This window comes from Chitinophaga fulva, from assembly GCF_012927205.1.
Lineage (GTDB): Bacteria > Bacteroidota > Bacteroidia > Chitinophagales > Chitinophagaceae > Chitinophaga > Chitinophaga fulva.
The window spans coordinates 3,993,317-4,010,168 of sequence record NZ_JABBGC010000001.1; the positions used below are offsets into that span (position 1 = coordinate 3,993,317).

13 protein-coding genes and 1 tRNA gene are annotated in these 16,852 nt (G+C 45.9%); 6 read left to right on the plus strand and 8 right to left on the minus strand.

The annotated features are described in order from the left end of the window. The first annotated feature begins 65 nt into the window (after positions 1 to 65). Positions 66 to 1,133, plus strand: a complete 1,068-nt coding sequence (locus HHL17_RS16265) for a glycoside hydrolase family 76 protein (protein ID WP_206156002.1) — start codon at positions 66 to 68, stop codon at positions 1,131 to 1,133. An 81-nt stretch (positions 1,134 to 1,214) separates the two neighbouring features. Here the strand turns inward: HHL17_RS16265 and HHL17_RS16270 are convergent, their stop codons facing one another. Both HHL17_RS16270 and HHL17_RS16275 read right to left on the minus strand, forming a co-directional pair. Further along, on the minus strand, positions 1,215 to 2,267 hold the full coding sequence (locus HHL17_RS16270) for a baeRF3 domain-containing protein (RefSeq protein ID WP_169225736.1): 1,053 nt from the start codon (positions 2,265 to 2,267) through the stop codon (positions 1,215 to 1,217). A gap of 108 nt (positions 2,268 to 2,375) precedes the next feature. Beyond that, positions 2,376 to 3,002, minus strand: coding sequence for a TetR/AcrR family transcriptional regulator (locus HHL17_RS16275; RefSeq protein WP_169225737.1), 627 nt, complete (start codon positions 3,000 to 3,002; stop codon positions 2,376 to 2,378). 149 nt (positions 3,003 to 3,151) lie between these two features. Between HHL17_RS16275 and HHL17_RS16280 the strand changes: the two genes are divergently transcribed. Beyond that, positions 3,152 to 3,556, plus strand: coding sequence for a carbohydrate-binding protein (locus tag HHL17_RS16280; protein WP_169225738.1), 405 nt, complete (start codon positions 3,152 to 3,154; stop codon positions 3,554 to 3,556). A 96-nt stretch (positions 3,557 to 3,652) separates the two neighbouring features. Next, positions 3,653 to 3,736 (plus strand) — tRNA-Leu (locus HHL17_RS16285). Positions 3,737 to 3,913: 177 nt separating this feature from the next. Here the strand turns inward: HHL17_RS16285 and HHL17_RS16290 are convergent. The 6 genes from HHL17_RS16290 to HHL17_RS16315 form a co-directional block, all read right to left on the minus strand. After that, a complete protein-coding gene (locus HHL17_RS16290) occupies positions 3,914 to 4,834 on the minus strand; it encodes an EndoS/ChiA family endoglycosidase (RefSeq protein WP_169225739.1) in 921 nt (306 codons plus the stop codon). A 44-nt stretch (positions 4,835 to 4,878) separates the two neighbouring features. Continuing rightward, the gene (locus HHL17_RS16295) at positions 4,879 to 6,423 is read right to left on the minus strand and encodes a SusD/RagB family nutrient-binding outer membrane lipoprotein (RefSeq protein ID WP_240975416.1); all 1,545 of its coding nucleotides are present in this window, start codon (positions 6,421 to 6,423) and stop codon (positions 4,879 to 4,881) included. A gap of 132 nt (positions 6,424 to 6,555) precedes the next feature. Continuing rightward, on the minus strand, positions 6,556 to 8,118 hold the full coding sequence (locus tag HHL17_RS16300; RefSeq protein WP_394353268.1) for a hypothetical protein: 1,563 nt from the start codon (positions 8,116 to 8,118) through the stop codon (positions 6,556 to 6,558). 2 nt (positions 8,119 to 8,120) lie between these two features. Next, on the minus strand, positions 8,121 to 9,500 hold the full coding sequence (locus HHL17_RS16305; protein WP_169225741.1) for a TonB-dependent receptor plug domain-containing protein: 1,380 nt from the start codon (positions 9,498 to 9,500) through the stop codon (positions 8,121 to 8,123). A gap of 259 nt (positions 9,501 to 9,759) precedes the next feature. Continuing rightward, on the minus strand, positions 9,760 to 10,950 hold the full coding sequence (locus tag HHL17_RS16310) for a FecR family protein (protein ID WP_169225742.1): 1,191 nt from the start codon (positions 10,948 to 10,950) through the stop codon (positions 9,760 to 9,762). A 100-nt stretch (positions 10,951 to 11,050) separates the two neighbouring features. Beyond that, a complete protein-coding gene (locus tag HHL17_RS16315; protein WP_169225743.1) occupies positions 11,051 to 11,599 on the minus strand; it encodes an RNA polymerase sigma factor in 549 nt (182 codons plus the stop codon). A 320-nt stretch (positions 11,600 to 11,919) separates the two neighbouring features. Between HHL17_RS16315 and HHL17_RS16320 the strand changes: the two genes are divergently transcribed. Genes HHL17_RS16320 through HHL17_RS16330 form a run of 3 tightly spaced genes read left to right on the plus strand, consistent with a single transcriptional unit; the run spans position 11,920 to position 16,768 of the window. After that, positions 11,920 to 12,657, plus strand: a complete 738-nt coding sequence (locus HHL17_RS16320) for a TonB-dependent receptor plug domain-containing protein (RefSeq protein WP_169225744.1) — start codon at positions 11,920 to 11,922, stop codon at positions 12,655 to 12,657. Positions 12,658 to 12,665: 8 nt separating this feature from the next. Beyond that, a complete protein-coding gene (locus HHL17_RS16325) occupies positions 12,666 to 14,996 on the plus strand; it encodes a SusC/RagA family TonB-linked outer membrane protein (protein ID WP_169225745.1) in 2,331 nt (776 codons plus the stop codon). A 29-nt stretch (positions 14,997 to 15,025) separates the two neighbouring features. Next, a complete protein-coding gene (locus HHL17_RS16330) occupies positions 15,026 to 16,768 on the plus strand; it encodes a RagB/SusD family nutrient uptake outer membrane protein (RefSeq protein WP_169225746.1) in 1,743 nt (580 codons plus the stop codon). The last annotated feature ends 84 nt before the right edge of the window (positions 16,769 to 16,852 follow it).

A 16,852-nucleotide genomic window follows, 5' to 3' on the forward strand; every position in this document is an offset into this window, starting at 1 on the left:
TATTTTTATGACCGGCTGCTGCCCTTCTGCGAACAACAATATGATAGGCTTATAAAATAATGCTTATGTACCGTACAGTATGGCTAACGGTGGCGTATATACTCATGGTCGCCACCCTGTTTGCCCAGCACAATGCACAACGTGCCGGCCTGCTACAGGCGGCGGTTGACAAACACCTGTATGAACCGCGTACCGGTCTTTACATCCAGACCAGCGACCCGGCTAAGAACCATAATCCCCATGCCGACCTGTGGGGGCTTTGTGCGTTGGTACAAGCTGCCAATGAAATGGAGGGGCTGAATCCCGGAAAAGTTTATCTGAAGCCGGTAGTGAAAGCCATTGATCAGTATTATGACCCGGTTCCGCCTGCGCCGGGATATGCGTCGTATGTGGTAAAGGAAAGGCGGGAAGACCGTTACTACGATGATAACCAGTGGATAGGCATCGCTTACCTCGATGCTTTTGCCCGCACCCGACAGCGGACTTACCTCGATAAAGGCGCGGAAATTTACCGGTTTATGATGACCGGCTTCGATACCGTGAGTGGAGGAGGCTTGTATTGGAAAGAAGGTGATAAGACAACTAAAAACACTTGCTCCAATGGTCCGGGTATACTGCTGGCTTTGCAGTTGTACGAAGCCACGCATAAGAAAACATACCTTGACACCGCTTTGCTGCTGTATCATTGGACGAACGAACATTTGCGGAATGCCAGTGGCGTATTCTGGGATGCGCTCAAGCCATTGGAGAACAACCGTATCGATTCTGCTACCTATACCTATAACAGTGGTACCATGCTGGAAGCGAATGTGAAGCTGTACCGTATCACGCGGCAGCCAGAGTACCTGGAAGAAGCGCAGCAGATAGCAGCGGGTACGCTACAGCGGTTCTACCGGGATGGCCGGTTTCATTCCTCGTATTGGTTCAATGCCGTGCTGTTGCGAGGGTACCTGGCCCTTTACCGGGAGGACAAGGACAAGCGGTACGTAGATGCCATGCAGACTTACGCCGACAAGGTATGGGAGGAAGACCGGGACGCTGGTAGCAATATGCTGGGAAAACGGCCGGAGAAGGAGTTACTGGGACAGGCGGGTATGATGGAGATTTACGCCCGGCTGGCGACGCTTAAATAATCCGATGGTTTCATGACAAAATAATAAGCCACGCTGGTAAACACCAGTGCGGCTTTTCCTGTTGTTGTCGTTGTCGTATGATTAAAATCTTGTAACCAAAGCAATGCCCTGGTAGTTGTCCAGGGCGTTTTCGTCGAGAAATACCACGTTCCCGCCTTTATGCAGCACGGTGTCGATGACCGGCAGCGTTACGTCCGTAGAGCCGTTGCCGTTACCCAGACTGATGATGCCTTTGTCGATGTGGCCGGTAGGAAGGTAGGTCTGCTCGATATAGAGCGTATCTGCCTGCCCGTTTTCTGCGGCGGTATAGATATCGTTCAGGTCTACCAGCAGGCGTTGTGCAGATTGTGCTGCGTTGATGGCCTGCATGGCGGTATCCTGTTTCCCGGCAATGTATTGTTGAATGACCGGGAAAGTCACTTTTGCGATTTCCGGGTCGGAAGTGTCGTCAAAGCTACCGTGATGGGTACCCACTACCAGTCCCTTGATGTCCATTATTTCCTGGTAAAAGACGAGGTTTCTTTCCTCTCCCAGTATAATCACCGGCAGCGGATTCTCTTCATAATATTTTTTAAATCGTTTATCCGCCGTGTTAAAGAACTCTTTCAGGAGGTTGTCCACGACCAGGTCCTGTTGCAGGCGCATGGGATCGGTGGTGTAATAATGATTGAGATACGGGAAATCCTCATTTTTCACCTCTTGTACTATTTTATCATTGAAAGCTTCCAGCAGCCGTATTTTCTGACGGGAAACGGAGATGATATAATAGTGCTCACTTTGCTGGACGGCTTTGAGCAGGGGGCGGATCTCGAAGCGGTCGCCGATTACGTACCGGTCGGTAGTGACGATGGGCAGGCGTTTCACCAGGAGGAAATCCGCACTGGCGAAGATGACCAGCGTATCCAGGTTATAGTCGTGATTGATGGACTTTTCGGTTTCTTTTATTTTATCGAGTACAGGCCATACGATCCGTTTGTCGAACTGTTCATATAGCTCTTTTTCCACCTCTGCGATAAGGTTTTTGAGGTGGATGCTGTCCTGTTTATTGTCGGGGAAGGTGCGGTGAGTAGACAGCAGGATGGTAACTGCCGGGGTGCCGGTGTACTGGCTTAAGTTGATCAATGCTTGTTCCATAATGTCCTCCTGTTTTTTCTGGTGTTGAACAATCCGCGATGGGTAATGTTGCCCCTGCGTTTACAATGCAAAAATGCGATGAAACGCGCACCTGAAAAATGACAGGGGTCAGTTTATGCCCTGATGTTTGTCAGCCTGTTGTCTTCCTTTAGCCGTAAGGTAGGGGTAGAACTGGTTGAACAGCACCTCACCGTAGTACTGGACGGCTTTTTTGCCTTTGAGCTGCATTTTTATTTCATTGTGCGACAGGGCAAAGTCGGCCATGATATATTGCTGGGTGATGAGGTTTTTCCAGATATAGGGAGGAATGTCATCGCGGAAGATGCCTTCTTTGATGAGGGTGTTGAACAGGAGGAGGAATTGTTCTTCGCGGGCTTTGTCCCAGCTGTTGTAGAGTGTTTTGACTTCCGGTACGCGGCGGGTCACTTCCACGAAGTGGAGGAAGATGAAGCGGTATTGCCAGATATGTTCCATGAGTATTTCCACCCACTGCCGGAAGTGTTCCAGTGTCACCTGCCCGATGTTTTCTCCTTGTGTAAAAACGCGGGAGAAGCCATCGTTGAGCTCATTGAAGAGCACGAGGATGATATCGTTGGTGTTTTTGTAGTGGTACTGGAGGTTGCCGTGGCTGATGTCCAGTTCTTTGGCGATATGCCGTATGGTGATGGCATCGATGCCCTGTTCGTTGAACAATTTGAGGGCCGCTTTCCGTATTTTCTCTTTTGTGTCTACCATTAGTACAAATGTACTATTTTTTTCCACTGATATTATTTTATGTGTTCATTATGATATAATATTACATAATTCCTTAATTTTAAGTTTTTCATTATTTTTCAGGGCGGGAAATGTTCCCGTTGTGTTAAACGATAAACCTATCCTAACCTATGAGGCTGTTGTTGTTTCTGGTTTTTGCCTTCGTGCAGTTGACTGTCAGTGGACAGACGGCGGCGCCGACGGCTAAAAAAGGAAACCGCGCAACGGAGTTCCAGATGAAGGAGGGGAGTTACCTGGCGTTTGCACAAGTAAATCTTAGTATGGGCGAAATTGGTTTCCGGGTGGAAGTAGCCTGTGAACATAAAAAGAGCGGCTCTAAGCTGGAGTTCCGTATAGACAAGCCCAAAGGCAAAGTTATTGGCACCCTTGATATTCCTTATACCGGCGATAGTACTTATGCGCTGAAGTTGACCGGCAACCTGCGTCATGCGGAAGGTATACACGATCTATACCTTGTAGCCAAAGGGGGCGTGGCTTTCAGCGTTACCTCCTTCAGTTTTATCCACAATTATTAGTATATCCTTTCCCGTTAGTTTGAAAAAAAATTGACTTTTTGTTTGGAGAATTAAAATGAGTGCTTATCTTTGCGCTCCCTGATCACAATATCAGTTGCCCAGATGGCGAAATTGGTAGACGCACTGTGTTCAGGTCGCAGCGCCTGCAAGGGTGTGCTGGTTCGAATCCAGTTCTGGGCACTTAAATTAAAAGGCTTGTAAGTTGATGCTTACAAGCCTTTTTTATTTAGTCAAGTATCGTTTTTTACGACACAAATTTGACACCTCAAATGACACCCCACTAATAGGATATCCTCGCGTCACCCTCAATATATATAAAGGGTCTCTGGTTATGCGCTGGTAGATAGGACGTAGTTGTTAAAATGCGCCAAGAATAGCATCTGTGTAGGCTTTATTTACATTGCCGGCATAAATCATGACACCTGCTTTGTCTGGTGAAGGATGCCACTGCGCGTGGCTAATGGCGGAAGATTGGTTGTTATAGTCATGCGACATACCATCCATTACTTTGGCATTGCCCAATGTAGCAGCCCAGTAATTGAAACGGGAGTTGTTGTCGCTGAAGTAAGCCATGTCCATTATAAAGTTCATGTAATTAGTGAGGGCCGGGTCCCTGAAAGCAGGTCCGGGTTCACCACCGGAGTATACGGCGCCGGTATAGATTTTGGAGCCGCTGGCTGAAGATAACGGACCAAAATATTTACCCAGTTCTTTGATCATGTTGCGATAATTTGAATTATCATAAGCGCCATGTTCAACATCCAGGGATATACCGTCAAGCCCAACCTTATTTACGCAATTATTAATAAACGAGGCAAACTGGGTATACGTATATGGCGTACCGTTATAGGTAGTAAATGGGGTACTTGTACTCCATGAGGCAGCATCATCTACGTTCATCAATACCTTAACACCCCGGGCGCGTAGTGCCTGGATGTCGGCTAATATCTGTTTTTTTGACTTATAGATGCTGTTTACCATCCATCCGGTGTTATAATTTACGGTATCTGCCAGTTCCCATAGTGTACCTTCAAATACAATCACGATATTGGCCTGGTCGGTGAAGTTGACAAGGGACTTGTAACTCTGATTGACCGGCGTAGCATCGAAAGTATAATAGGCTACTTTGTTTCTGCCGGCAGGAGGCAGCGCACGCGGGCTTGTTTCAACTGTGGCTTTGCTGCTAACAGGATCAATCTTGCTCTCATTTTTTGTACAAGCGCTAAGCCCTACCAATAATATCATTGATAGTGTTGCTACAGAATGCTGAATTTTCATAATGAGGAGGTTTTATGATGAATAAATAAAGGTGCAAAATGAGATTACTTCTTACTGTCCCACCACAACCTTGTTTCACCGTTGTCTGGTCCGTTGAGTGTTTGTACGGCTCTGTCGTAACCCGGCTTGTTGTTCGATTGGTACTTACCCGGAATTGGCAGCCTGCGGATAAATTTTTTGATCAGGCCTCCGCTGTTGTTTACAACAACGGGGAACAATTTTGGATAACCGGTTCTTCTGAATTCCGTCCAGGCCTCTTGTCCGTCAGGATAGATGGCGATCCATTTTTGCGTAATGATACGTTCTAATTGTTGTTCAGGAGGAGCTGCATCATCCCACTTAATGGTAATGGTGCTAAGGTTGGAATCTTTTACAGGAACATCGTTGTTACCGGCCACCTGGGCTTTAGGATCAACATAGGGAGCTGCTGTAGAGGTATTGTCGTTTGCGTATCCAGCAGATGATCCGGCAGCCCACTCTTCAAAAGAGGCAGCGATGCCTTTGTTATAGTTATCTGCTTCATTTCCGGCATTGGCCCAGCCATTGAGGGCTGCTTCTGCCATCAGAAAATAGGTTTCTGCTGCGGAGGCCAGTTTTGCCTTTCCATCTTTAGGATCGAAATAATCACCGGAAGCTGCTTTGGCTAATGGGATGGAATACCCTGAATACCGGGATTTATCATCAATGGCCACACCATTTCTGATGCCGATATATTTTCCTGCTACCGCAGGATCAGTAGCACGAGCGGCCATATGGGGCAGGCGGGGATCGTTATAACCGGTCAGGAAACTGACAAGCGGCGCACCTATACGGATATCGTCCCATCCAATAATTTCACTTATTGGATGACGCATCCCAAAATCTAGCAGTGCATTGGCGGAGTTGTCAGTGATAAGCCCGCCATTTGCGGGCGCCAGTGCCTTTTCACCTTGTATTCTTGCAGTAGCAGCATCTACATTATTAATCCTGATCGCCAAACGCAGACGCAGGGTGTTTACCAGCTTTAACCAGTTGACGGCATTACCGCCATAAATGATATCCGCTTTGGTAAAAGCAGCTAATACTTTCTTTGATCCTGTAGTAAAGGGTTTTAGTAAGCTGACTGCATCATCAAGGTCTGCGAAGAAAGCCATATAGGCATCTTTCTGTGAATCATAATCTACAGAGAGATCTGCATTGGCCTTACCAAATTTTGTGTAGATAACAGGCCCGAAGATATCTGAAGTCCGATGCAGCGCTAATACCTTAATGGTTTTAGCCATAGCATTTGTAAAGGCAAAATCAACGCCTTCATAGGTAGTCGTTAGTTTCGAATAATCGCTGAGGACCTGCAGTACATTGTTGTAGGCAACGTCCAGGATAACGGTATTCCAGCCGTCCATCATGAAGTAGTTGGTGTTATTAATGCCGCCGTTAAATGGAGTGGGGGACATCATAAAACCGCTGTAGATATCAGCATTTAGATTTTGCTGTACCTGGTAACTGCCTGAGCTCTGAATAGCTTTCTGTGCATTCTGCAACGGCAGGATAATCTGCTTGAAATCGGCTTTGAATACATCTTCTGTGATCCCTGCAGGATTAGTGTTCAATGACTCAAAATTTTTAGTACAGGCTGAGAACAGCATGGATGTTATTATCGCGTAACAGCTTTTATAAAAGTGGGTTTTCATATTAGTTCATTTTTAGAAAAAACAAAAGATCATTCATCGCGTCTAACACTGTTACAGTGTGGCTTTAAGGCTGAAACCGAGGCTGCGGTAGGTTGGCAGGCCAAATACATCTACCCCGACACCGCCAGGGTTAACGGCAGCTACCTGTTCAGGATCAAACGGCGCCTTATTATACAGGAAGAAGAGATTATTACCGATAGCGCTGAAGTGGATCTGTTTCACCAGTTTATTCAGTTTCAAGGTATATGATATGGAAAATTCTCTCAGGCGGATAGCGGTGGCATCATACATATACGCTTCCGCAATGGGAGTTTTGCCGCCAATTGCTTTATAGTAATCTTTTGCATCCACTGTGGCTGTTACTGATTTGCCACTTTCATCTACGGCGTCCGGAATGGTTACCTTGCCGCCGTTATCGCGGGCGTCACCTGTTCTTTTGCTAACGCCCATCTGGTCCATCAATGCTTCTGTAATGCTGAGTACTTTACCGCCAAACTTACCATCCAGCAGGAAGCCAATAGTGACATCACGGATATTTATACTGTGGCTCCAGCCAATGATGGATTTGGGGTTGGGATTGCCCAGGTAAATATTGTTTACGGAGAGCGGCATGTTGTCGGAACCGACTACGATATGGCCGGCTGCATCTCTCTTAAATCCGCGGCCATAAATGTCGCCGAATGAACCTCCTTGTACCAGGAATCCGGAGCCACCGCTCAGCGCATACTTCTGATCGGCGGAGGGGGTGGCTACGATAGAAGGGTTGAAGAGCTCAATGACTTTATTTTGGTTATAGGAATAGTTGATGGTAGTACTCCAGCTAACAGCATGTGTTTTAACTACGTTGAAAGTTATGGCCGCTTCAACACCGGTATTCTGGATATTACCTCCGTTTACGTCTGCAGCGGTACCGGCGCCAAGGCCTGGCGCTACGGTAATGTCTTGAAAGAATTGGTTGGTGATATTGGATTTATACACTGTTACGTCCAGTGACAGCCGATTTTTCAGCATGCTCCATTGTGTCCCGAGCTCCAGTGATTTGTTCTTTTCCGGCTGCAGATAGTACCCGGCCACACGTATCGGGGTACTTGTTGGCGGAGTGGAAATACCTGCATTGAAGGTATACAGCGGACGGGTTCTGAATGGATCAATATCATTACCGACTACGGCATAGGATACACGGACCTTTGCATAATCAACCAGGTCAGGAAGATTGAATATCCTGCTCAGCACGGCGCTTATGCCTCCTGAGTAGTAATTGAATCCCCTGTGGGCGGTAGGTGTATAGGCAAGGGTAGAAGACCAGTCATTCCTGTCGGTCAGGTTGATGAATACTTTATCCTTGTATCCTAATTCCACTGCACCCAAAACGGATTGTATCTGACGGCGAACGGCTGTATTCTGATTTACTGCCCTGGAAATATTGCTCCAGTCAATCGCAGATTCCATGAATACATTAGGAACGGCCAGTGCTCCGCGTACGTTGGTGGTCGCGCCTTTCTGGTCCTGGATAGAACTACCCAATGTTACGCTCAGTGCCAGGTCAGTATTCAGGTTCTTGTTGGCTTGTAATACGAAGTCGCTGTACAATGTCTGGCTATTGGTCCTGTTCACATTCAACAATCCGTTATCTGGTGCAAGGGTGGATTGAGTGGTGGCATAGGTATTACGTTGGAATGTATTCTGGTAGTAGTTATAGTTGCCTCTACTATCCCCTTGTTATCTGTATTAGAGTATGAGAGGTAGTTGGATGTTTTGTCATTGCCCCAGGTCATGCCTGCACTGTTGATCCAGGTCATTCCTGTCTGGAAGAAATGCCTCATATAATTGGAAGTTGGTGTGGCAACTCCTTTGGAGCCCCAGCTGTCTTCACTCCCCGGTGTGGTGGCAGTAGCAGGTGTCGTTTGGCTGTAGCTGAATTGTTCTTTCGGGAATTTATAGGCCTGATCGAAAGTCATGCTGCTAACTAAATCGACTTTAGAAATACCCGCTTTCGCTTTTTTCGTCGTAATGAGTATAACCCCATTACTACCTTGACTACCGTAAAGTGAGGACGCTGAGGGTCCTTTAAGGATGTTGATGCTCTCTATATCTTCTGGGTTAATGGTACTGAGTATATCACCGCCATCGGCTGTAGCGTTATACCATTCCGCACTGGCGCCACCGGTTGGGTTGATGAGGGGTAACCCGTCTATCACATAGAGTGGCTGGCTGTTGCGGGTAGATTTGTCACCTCTGATAACAATACGCACGGAACCACCGGCACCACCGGAAGTTCGGTTGATTTGTACACCGGAAACTTTTCCACTGAGGCTATTAAGCACATTAGTACTTTTTACTGTATTAAGTTCTTGTGTACCCAGCTGCTGTGTAGCATAGGTAAGGTTAGAAACTCTTTTACCGAGACCAAGTGCGGTAACGACGGTTACCTCACCTATCTGGCGGCTATCGCGGTTCAGTTTCAGGTTTATTCCTTTATCAGTAGCATATACCGCTACTGTCTTGGATTCAAAGCCAATGAAACTGATTTCGAGAAAACCTGAGGGTTCTTTGAGCACAATGGAGAAAAGGCCGTTCTGATCTGTGGTGGTGCCGATGGTAGTGCCTTTCAGCTTGATGCTGGCACCGATGAGCGGTTGATTCCTGTCATCGCTGATACGCCCGGTTACCAGGTGGGTAGTGTCTGGTTTGCGTACCTGTTCATCTCTTTGTTTGATGATGAGGGTTTTTTCGACTAATGAATAGCTGAACGGAATACCGGAAAAGCACTTTTGTAATACACCGTCTATCGTGCTGTTGGTAATGCTGAAAGTTACTGGACCTACCTGGTCCAGGAGAGATTCATCACAAACCAGGTAGTAGCCGGTTTGTTTCCTGATCTCGTTAAATACTTTCTTCAGGGGAACATTCTTAACTGTCAGGGATATCTGTTGGGAATATCCCGTGGCACTTACATGCAGACTGACAGCCAATATAAAAATAGCAGTCCACTTCATTAAAAGTAATATTTTGAACCTATGGTCACAGGTATAGGAATACCAGCTGCAAATGTTGTTTTTTTGCATACATTTGTATGGTTGAGTTAAAATAAATAGCTGTAAACAAGTCTGTTTAATACTTGACCCGGACCAGTAATGTGAGCGCATTACTGGTCTTTTTTTAGGATAGCATCGTTGATATTATCTACATGCGTAGTTAATTTTGGTGAATCAATAACGTGAATGATAGTTTTCGCGGTCTGTCTTAAAAAATGATTTAGTCTTTTGGCATAATCACAAGTTTCTTTCCATTCAGGCGGCTATCTACGCCCATTCCTCTCAGTACGTTTAAAGTGCCGGATAATGCGCCATTGCGGGGGATCATACCTGCAAAGCGTTTTTCGGGTACGGGGCCTTCATAAACGATTTCAAGGTCATACCACCGTGCCAGCTGACGGATGATGCTTTTGAGGTCGGCATGTTCGAAACTAAAGTATCCGTTTTTCCAGGCCAGCGCTTCTTCTTCATTGGCGGCTATAGCCACCAGGGTTGATTGATTTCGGTTATATCGCCCCTCTTCTCCTGGTTTAAGAAGAAGCGGCTTATTATCATTCCAAAGTTGGACAGCGCCCTGTAGCAGCGTAGTGCGTATGTTTTCTTCATCAGGATAGGCCATCACATTGAATCGCGTTCCCAGTACCTTGATATTTATTTTATTGTTGACGGTCACATGAAAGGGGTGATGGGCATTTTCTGCTACTTCAAAATAGGCTTCTCCCTGCAGGTCTACATCACGTTGCAATTCTCTGAAATCAGTAGGGAAATGCAAGGATGAACAGGAGTTGAGCCAAACCCTGGACCCATCCGGTAATACTATCAGAAACTGCCCGCCTGGCGGAGTGGTGATCGTATTAAATTCCACGGGAGTATTTTGTCTGGCGGAAACGTGATATTCAATTTGCCCGGCACCATTCTTCTGAATGGTAAGGCCAGACTGACTTACGATGACTCCCTGCCTGCCGGAATCAAGCATTATCTTTTCTCCGTTTGCCAGCGTTAATATTGCTTTATCACCTCCGGGGCCAACATCGTTCTGCTGCACTCGTGCGGTTTCGCTTTGCCGATGGCCGGATTTGGTATTGAAATAATACAGTGTAGCCGATACCGTTATCAATGCAGCTACCGATGCTGCAACCCACCATTTTCTTTTAGATACATATACCGGCTGGAGTATATGTTTACCGGCAAATGCCTGTTCCTGAATCCTTTCATACATAGATTGTCCCAGTGGGTCCACAACATCCGTTTCCGCAGGTAATTGTTCCCAGTCTTCATCAATGAGCGCTTTCAGGTTATTCCAATGCTCATCGGAAGCCAGTAAAGCTCCCAACTGCTCTCTTTCTGCTGCATTGATATTGCCTGCTAAATACTTGTCCAGTAATTGCTTAAATACTTGCTGTTGTTCCATATACTGATATAATCATCGGCCTTCTACATTAAAAGACGCAAAAGAAAAGAGATAGGGGACATGTTGAGGAAAAAAAATGTAGGAAGGTGAAGAGAGTAGGCTATTTATTGACTTCAAGGTATTGACGGATAGACACTAATGCACGGACAATATGCTTTTTAACTGTTTCCCGGACTATGCCGGTGCGGGATGCAATCTGATCATAGGAAAGCCCCTGTTCTCTGCTTAACTTGAAAATATGGCGACGCTGAGGGGGTAGTTTTTCTATCGCTTTGGAGATAAGTGCGGCTGATTCGCGGGATATAGTTACAGTATGAGGCAGAAGACTATCGTCGGCACTGAGTTCCAGGTTGGGGTCCAAGGGAATCTGTGGGAGCTGATGTTTGCGCATATAAGAAATCACTTCATTACAGGTGACCACCCGGAGGTAACTGTCCATACACTGCACCGTTTTAAGCGCACTGCGCTTTAGCCATAGTTTGATGAAAATATTTTGTACAATATCCTCCGCTTCCTGGGACTGTTTCAAGTAAGTGAGTGCTATCTTATATATCTTCTTCCAGTATCTGTTATATAGTTCCTTGAAGGCATCCTGACTACCCTGGGCTAACAATTCGCGTAAATCTTCTTCAGACAACAAATTGTTCATTGTTCTTGCATTTGTATAAACTGAATAGGATTAAAGCTAGTAAAAATAAAGAAACAAAAAAAAATTGCAATGGTATCGCAAGGTTTTTTGTTATCCGGTGCAGATAAAAGAAATATTCGGGATTTTACCAGGTAGAATTTAGTCGTTAAGTAAGCAATTCCCACGGCAAAAATACCATTTGTAATGATCAAATTAAAGGTTGTATACCGGTTGACTTAGAACAAACTTTATATCAGCTTTGGAGAGGTCGGGTACTTGGGTAATGAATATGAACAATGAATGAGCATTCCACGAACTAGTCACCTATTATAATTTCCTTTATGAACCAATCTAAATCGTTACTATGGACGATCGCACTACTGTGTATTGTCCTGCACGCAACGCGAACTTATGCCCAGAACAAAATCAATGTCAGGGGCATTGTCACAGATTCTACCGGAACGTCACTGCCCGGCGCTACAGTCAGCCAGGATGACAATATAAAAAATGGGACAATTACCAGCCCGGAAGGGCGGTTTGAACTAAATGTCCCTGCCGGCAGCCGGCTGAAAGTCACGATGACAGGCTTTCAGGTTGCATTCGCCATGGCCGGCACTTCCCAGCTGACCATTAAACTGCGTCCTGCCACCACTGAATTAACAGATGTCGTAGTGGTGGGTTATGGTACGCAGAAACGTACTAAAATGACGTCTGCGGTATCCTCCATGAATGCGAAGGATATACAGCTGATTCCGGCCACCAATTTGTCCAATACATTGGCGGGACGTATGTCCGGGGTTTTCATCAGTTCCGGGACCGGTACCCCTGGCATAGGCTCCAAAGTCAAAGTACGCGCGCTCTCTTCATTCAGTAAAAGCGCTACTGAGCCCTTATATGTGATTGACGGTATCGTAAGGGATAAAACGAGCTTTGATGCATTAGACCCTAATGAAGTAGCAGACATCACCGTTTTAAAAGATGCATCTTCAGCGGCGATCTATGGCTCCCGTTCTTCCCCAATTTTAATGCTACCTACAACACGCAACGCGTGGGTGCGCTGCCGCAATACATGCCGGTAAAGGATGCTTTGAATTTAACCAAGGCGGTTAACGGAGGCATCAGCGATGAAGAAATCAACTGGGTACTGAAAAACAATCCTAACGGCGACAATTACTACAAAGCCGCTTACTCCAACCCTTCCAGCCAGCGCTATGCCATCAGCGTTTCCGGCGGTAATGAAAAAATCAGGGGATATATTGGCGGATCTTATGTCAGAGAAAACGGGTTCCTTCCACAGGTAAACTATGCCAAATACAACCTGCGTGGTAATGTACAGGCCAACCTGGTGAAAAACCTCACACTGGGCTTAAACATGTCCACCAGTAACGGCACCCGCAGCCGCTTCAACTTTACCTATGACTATGAGTCCGACGATCTGAATAACCTCTGGGGCAAGCTGTTGTACTGGGATGTATTTGCATCGCCTTATATCAACGGCAAACCGAATAACCCCGGATGGCTGGGCAACCCTATAGAAATGATGAGGAATGGCGGTTACTGGCGAAAAGACAATCAGCAGATAGATGCCCTCGTTACAGCAGAGTACAAAATTCCATTTGTAGAGGGGCTGAGCGTAAAAGGTACTTACAGTAAGAACTTTGACAACGGCTATGTAAAAACATTTGCCAAAAAACAACAACTGTATAACTTCAAGAAAACAGGCCCCAATGGCCTGATCTACACAGATTCACTGGTCGGCACTGTCATGAGCGGCGATCCTGGCACTCCTTATTTAGGAAACATCTACGACAGGTCCAACAATTATCAGCTGAACACACAGATCAATTACGATAGGTCATTCGGAAAACACACGGTGGGCGCCCTGCTTGTTTATGAACAGTTTGAAGGGTTCACCAATAACCTGGAACTGATGCGGTATAATTTTCCGCTCATAGCAACAGACCAGTTTTTGTATACCAGCGCCAACAATGCTGATTGGTCTACGAAAGGCGGGGAAGGCCAGATCGGCAGGTTATCCTATATAGGAAGGATCAATTATGATTATGATGCCAAATACCTTTTCAGCGCATCTGTCAGGAGAGACGGTTCTACCAACTTCGCACCGGATAGGCGTTGGGGTTGGTTCCCTTCTGTATCTGCAGGCTGGGTTGTTTCAAGGGAAAACTTCTTCAGCTTATCTAAAATTGGTCAGGTGGTTGATTTCTTAAAGCTGAGAGGGTCCTACGCCACTACAGGTAATGATATTCTTGATAAAGACGATCCTAACAGCAGATGGAGATGGATGGAGCAATATATTATCAAGGACGGCAGTTATTATCTCGGCGCCACCGGCACTCCCGCACCGCGCCTGGATTATGGAGGTCTCTCTAACAGTGGCCTCACCTGGGAAAAATCAAATTCCACCGGCATAGGGGTGGACGCTACGATATTTAAAAATATCCGGTTCAGCTTCGATTACTGGAAACGTCAGTCCTATGATATATTAGGCAGCCGCGTTTTAGCCATCCCGATTGAATTTGGCGCTACCCTGCCTCCGGAAAATTATGGAAAAGTAAATTCCCATGGTATTGAAATTGAACTAGGTTATAATAACAACATCGGCAAAAATTTCAGCTATAACGTAAAAGGCGTGTTCACCTATGCCACTAACAAGGTCATAAAGAAAGATGTGGCGGCCAATGCCCAGGATTATGCCAACCCCAACGGGAAAACGCTGGCCTACAAATATGGCTACCAGGCTTTAGGCATTATACGCTCAGAAAGTGATCTGAGTAAATTACCAGCCGGCTATACCATCAACGGAGTAGCGCCTGCTGTTGGAGATATGTTACTCGCTGATCTCAGCGGCCCCGATGGAAAACCGGATAATAAAGTAGACAGCTACGATCAGATGGTGCTGGGCAACTATTTCGGCGCAGACAATGCTCCCATTTCTTATGGACTGAATATCTCCATGTCTTATAAAGGCTTTACGGTAGATGCATTGTTCTCCGGTCTTACAGGATATAAAATAGAGTATAATGATCCCTGGGGTAAAGGCTTTGGCGGCGGTGGCAAAGTGCCGGTATACCATGCTGATTCCTGGAGCACTGATAATCCGAATGGCTCCACTCCAAAATTGTATCCAGGTGGAAATCCGCACTCAGCAGGCTACCAATGGACTTCTACTTTCAATGTCTATAACGGAGGATTCTTACGGATGAAATACCTGAACATTAATTACAAGCTTCCTGATGCAATATTAAACAGGCTGTCAATGCAGGATGTGAGGGTTTTCGTGGCGGGTTCAAACCTCTTTAACATAACAAAGTTCAAGATGTATGATCCTGAAATATTAGGGTTCATGAGTTATCCCACCTCAAAAACATTTACTGTGGGAATTGATGTCAGATTGTAACAGCCGTGTTTAAACCAAAAGCCAAAAAAATGAAGAACAAATTAAATATAGCCATACTCACCTTTTCCATTCCCTTCTTAATGATGGGTTGCAATAAGGTACTTGATAAAACGAACCTTTCTGCTGTCGGCCCTGACCAGGTATGGTCGGATGTAAATATGTCGACGGCGTATTTAAACCAGATCTACTTTGCCCTGATGCCAGGCAATACAAGTGGCAGCGGTAATGAAACAGATGAAGGGGTCCCTTATCAGAAACAAACCAGTGAATGGCTTAGGGGAACAGCTACCATTGACTCGTGGGACAACTTTAAGACCTATAACAGCATACGCACCATCAATATCCTGCTGGGCAATATTGATAAAGCTACTTTCAGCCAGGCAGACAAAGATAAGATCAAAGGACAGGCATTATTCTGGAGGGCATGGGCCTATCATGACCTGGTAAGCAATTATGGTGGCGTGCCTTTGATACTGGAAGCACAGTCTCCCACCACAGATCTGACAACACTGCAGAAGCCACGCAATAAAACATCTGAATGTGTGACACAGATCTTAAAAGACATAGATAACGCCATCGCCTTATTACCTGATGCTTTCACTGATAGTGATCTCGGAAGAGTGGATAAAGGCGTGGCCCTGGCTTTCAAAGGAAGAGTACTGATGTTCTATGCAAGCCCCCTGTTCAATGGATTGGGAGGTATTGCTTCGTGGCAGAAGGCATTCGATGCCACTAAAGCAGCCAAAGAATTTTTAGATGGCCGCGGCAAAGGACTGTACAGCCCTTACAACAAAATATGGGATGACGAGTTAAACAAGGAAGTAGTAATGGTGCGTCGGTACAACTATCCGCAGGCCGTCTATTTCCAGGGCGGTCTGATGCCCCTGAACTGGTCTAAAGACGAGGTGGGAAAAGACCGTCCTTCCCTGGAACTGGTGAACGCTTTCCCTATGAAAGATGGCTCCTCCTGGGAATCCCAGACAAGAAGCTATGATACTTTGTTTTCAAACAGGGATGACCGCTTCTATGCCAACATTTATTACAACGGATCTCCCAATCAGTATTTAAAGGGAATGCGTGATGATAAAACTTACCTGTGGACATATTTCACCAGCATAACCAATTATAGCGGCGTTACCGGTCTTGAAGGTGCACATAACGCTGTAACACAAGACCCGCTCTGGTCTAATTCCAGCTTCTACCGCATAAAAGCAATTGATAAAACAATCGATAAAGGCACTGTCTATAATGCGGCGGTGGACTGGATCGAAATACGCTATGCAGAAGTATTAATGAACTATGCAGAATGCGCTAACGAAACAGGTAACACCGCGGCTGCGCTGGATGTATTAAAACAGATCAGGGCCCGTGCAGGCGTTTTACCAGGCATATCTGGCAATTATGGCATTACAGCAGCGACACAGCCTGATGTCCGGACAGCTGTCCTGAAGGAGCGTTTTGTTGAGTTTTGTTTTGAAGGAAAACGTATGAATGATTTACGCAGATGGAAAATGTTTGACTACCTGAGAGCCTTGCCTCAACGCCACGGTATTGCCGTTTTATTGAAGGCCGGCCAGCCTGATGTAAGCCCCCTGTCGGATATCAGCACAGTATGGAACAGGTTCACTTCCACCGTTATCACAACAGATGCGGCTAACATCGCTATTAAAGATCAGTACTATATCTACGCTATTCCTAAAACTATCTTGGACAGGAACCCGTTATTAAAACAAAACAATAACTGGGGAGGAGATTTCGATCCTTTACAATAATATTCCGACAGATCGATTTGACCACATCTTTCGGGTGCAGGGACGCTGATAGGGCGTCCCTGTTTATTTTAGGGAAGCGTTTCA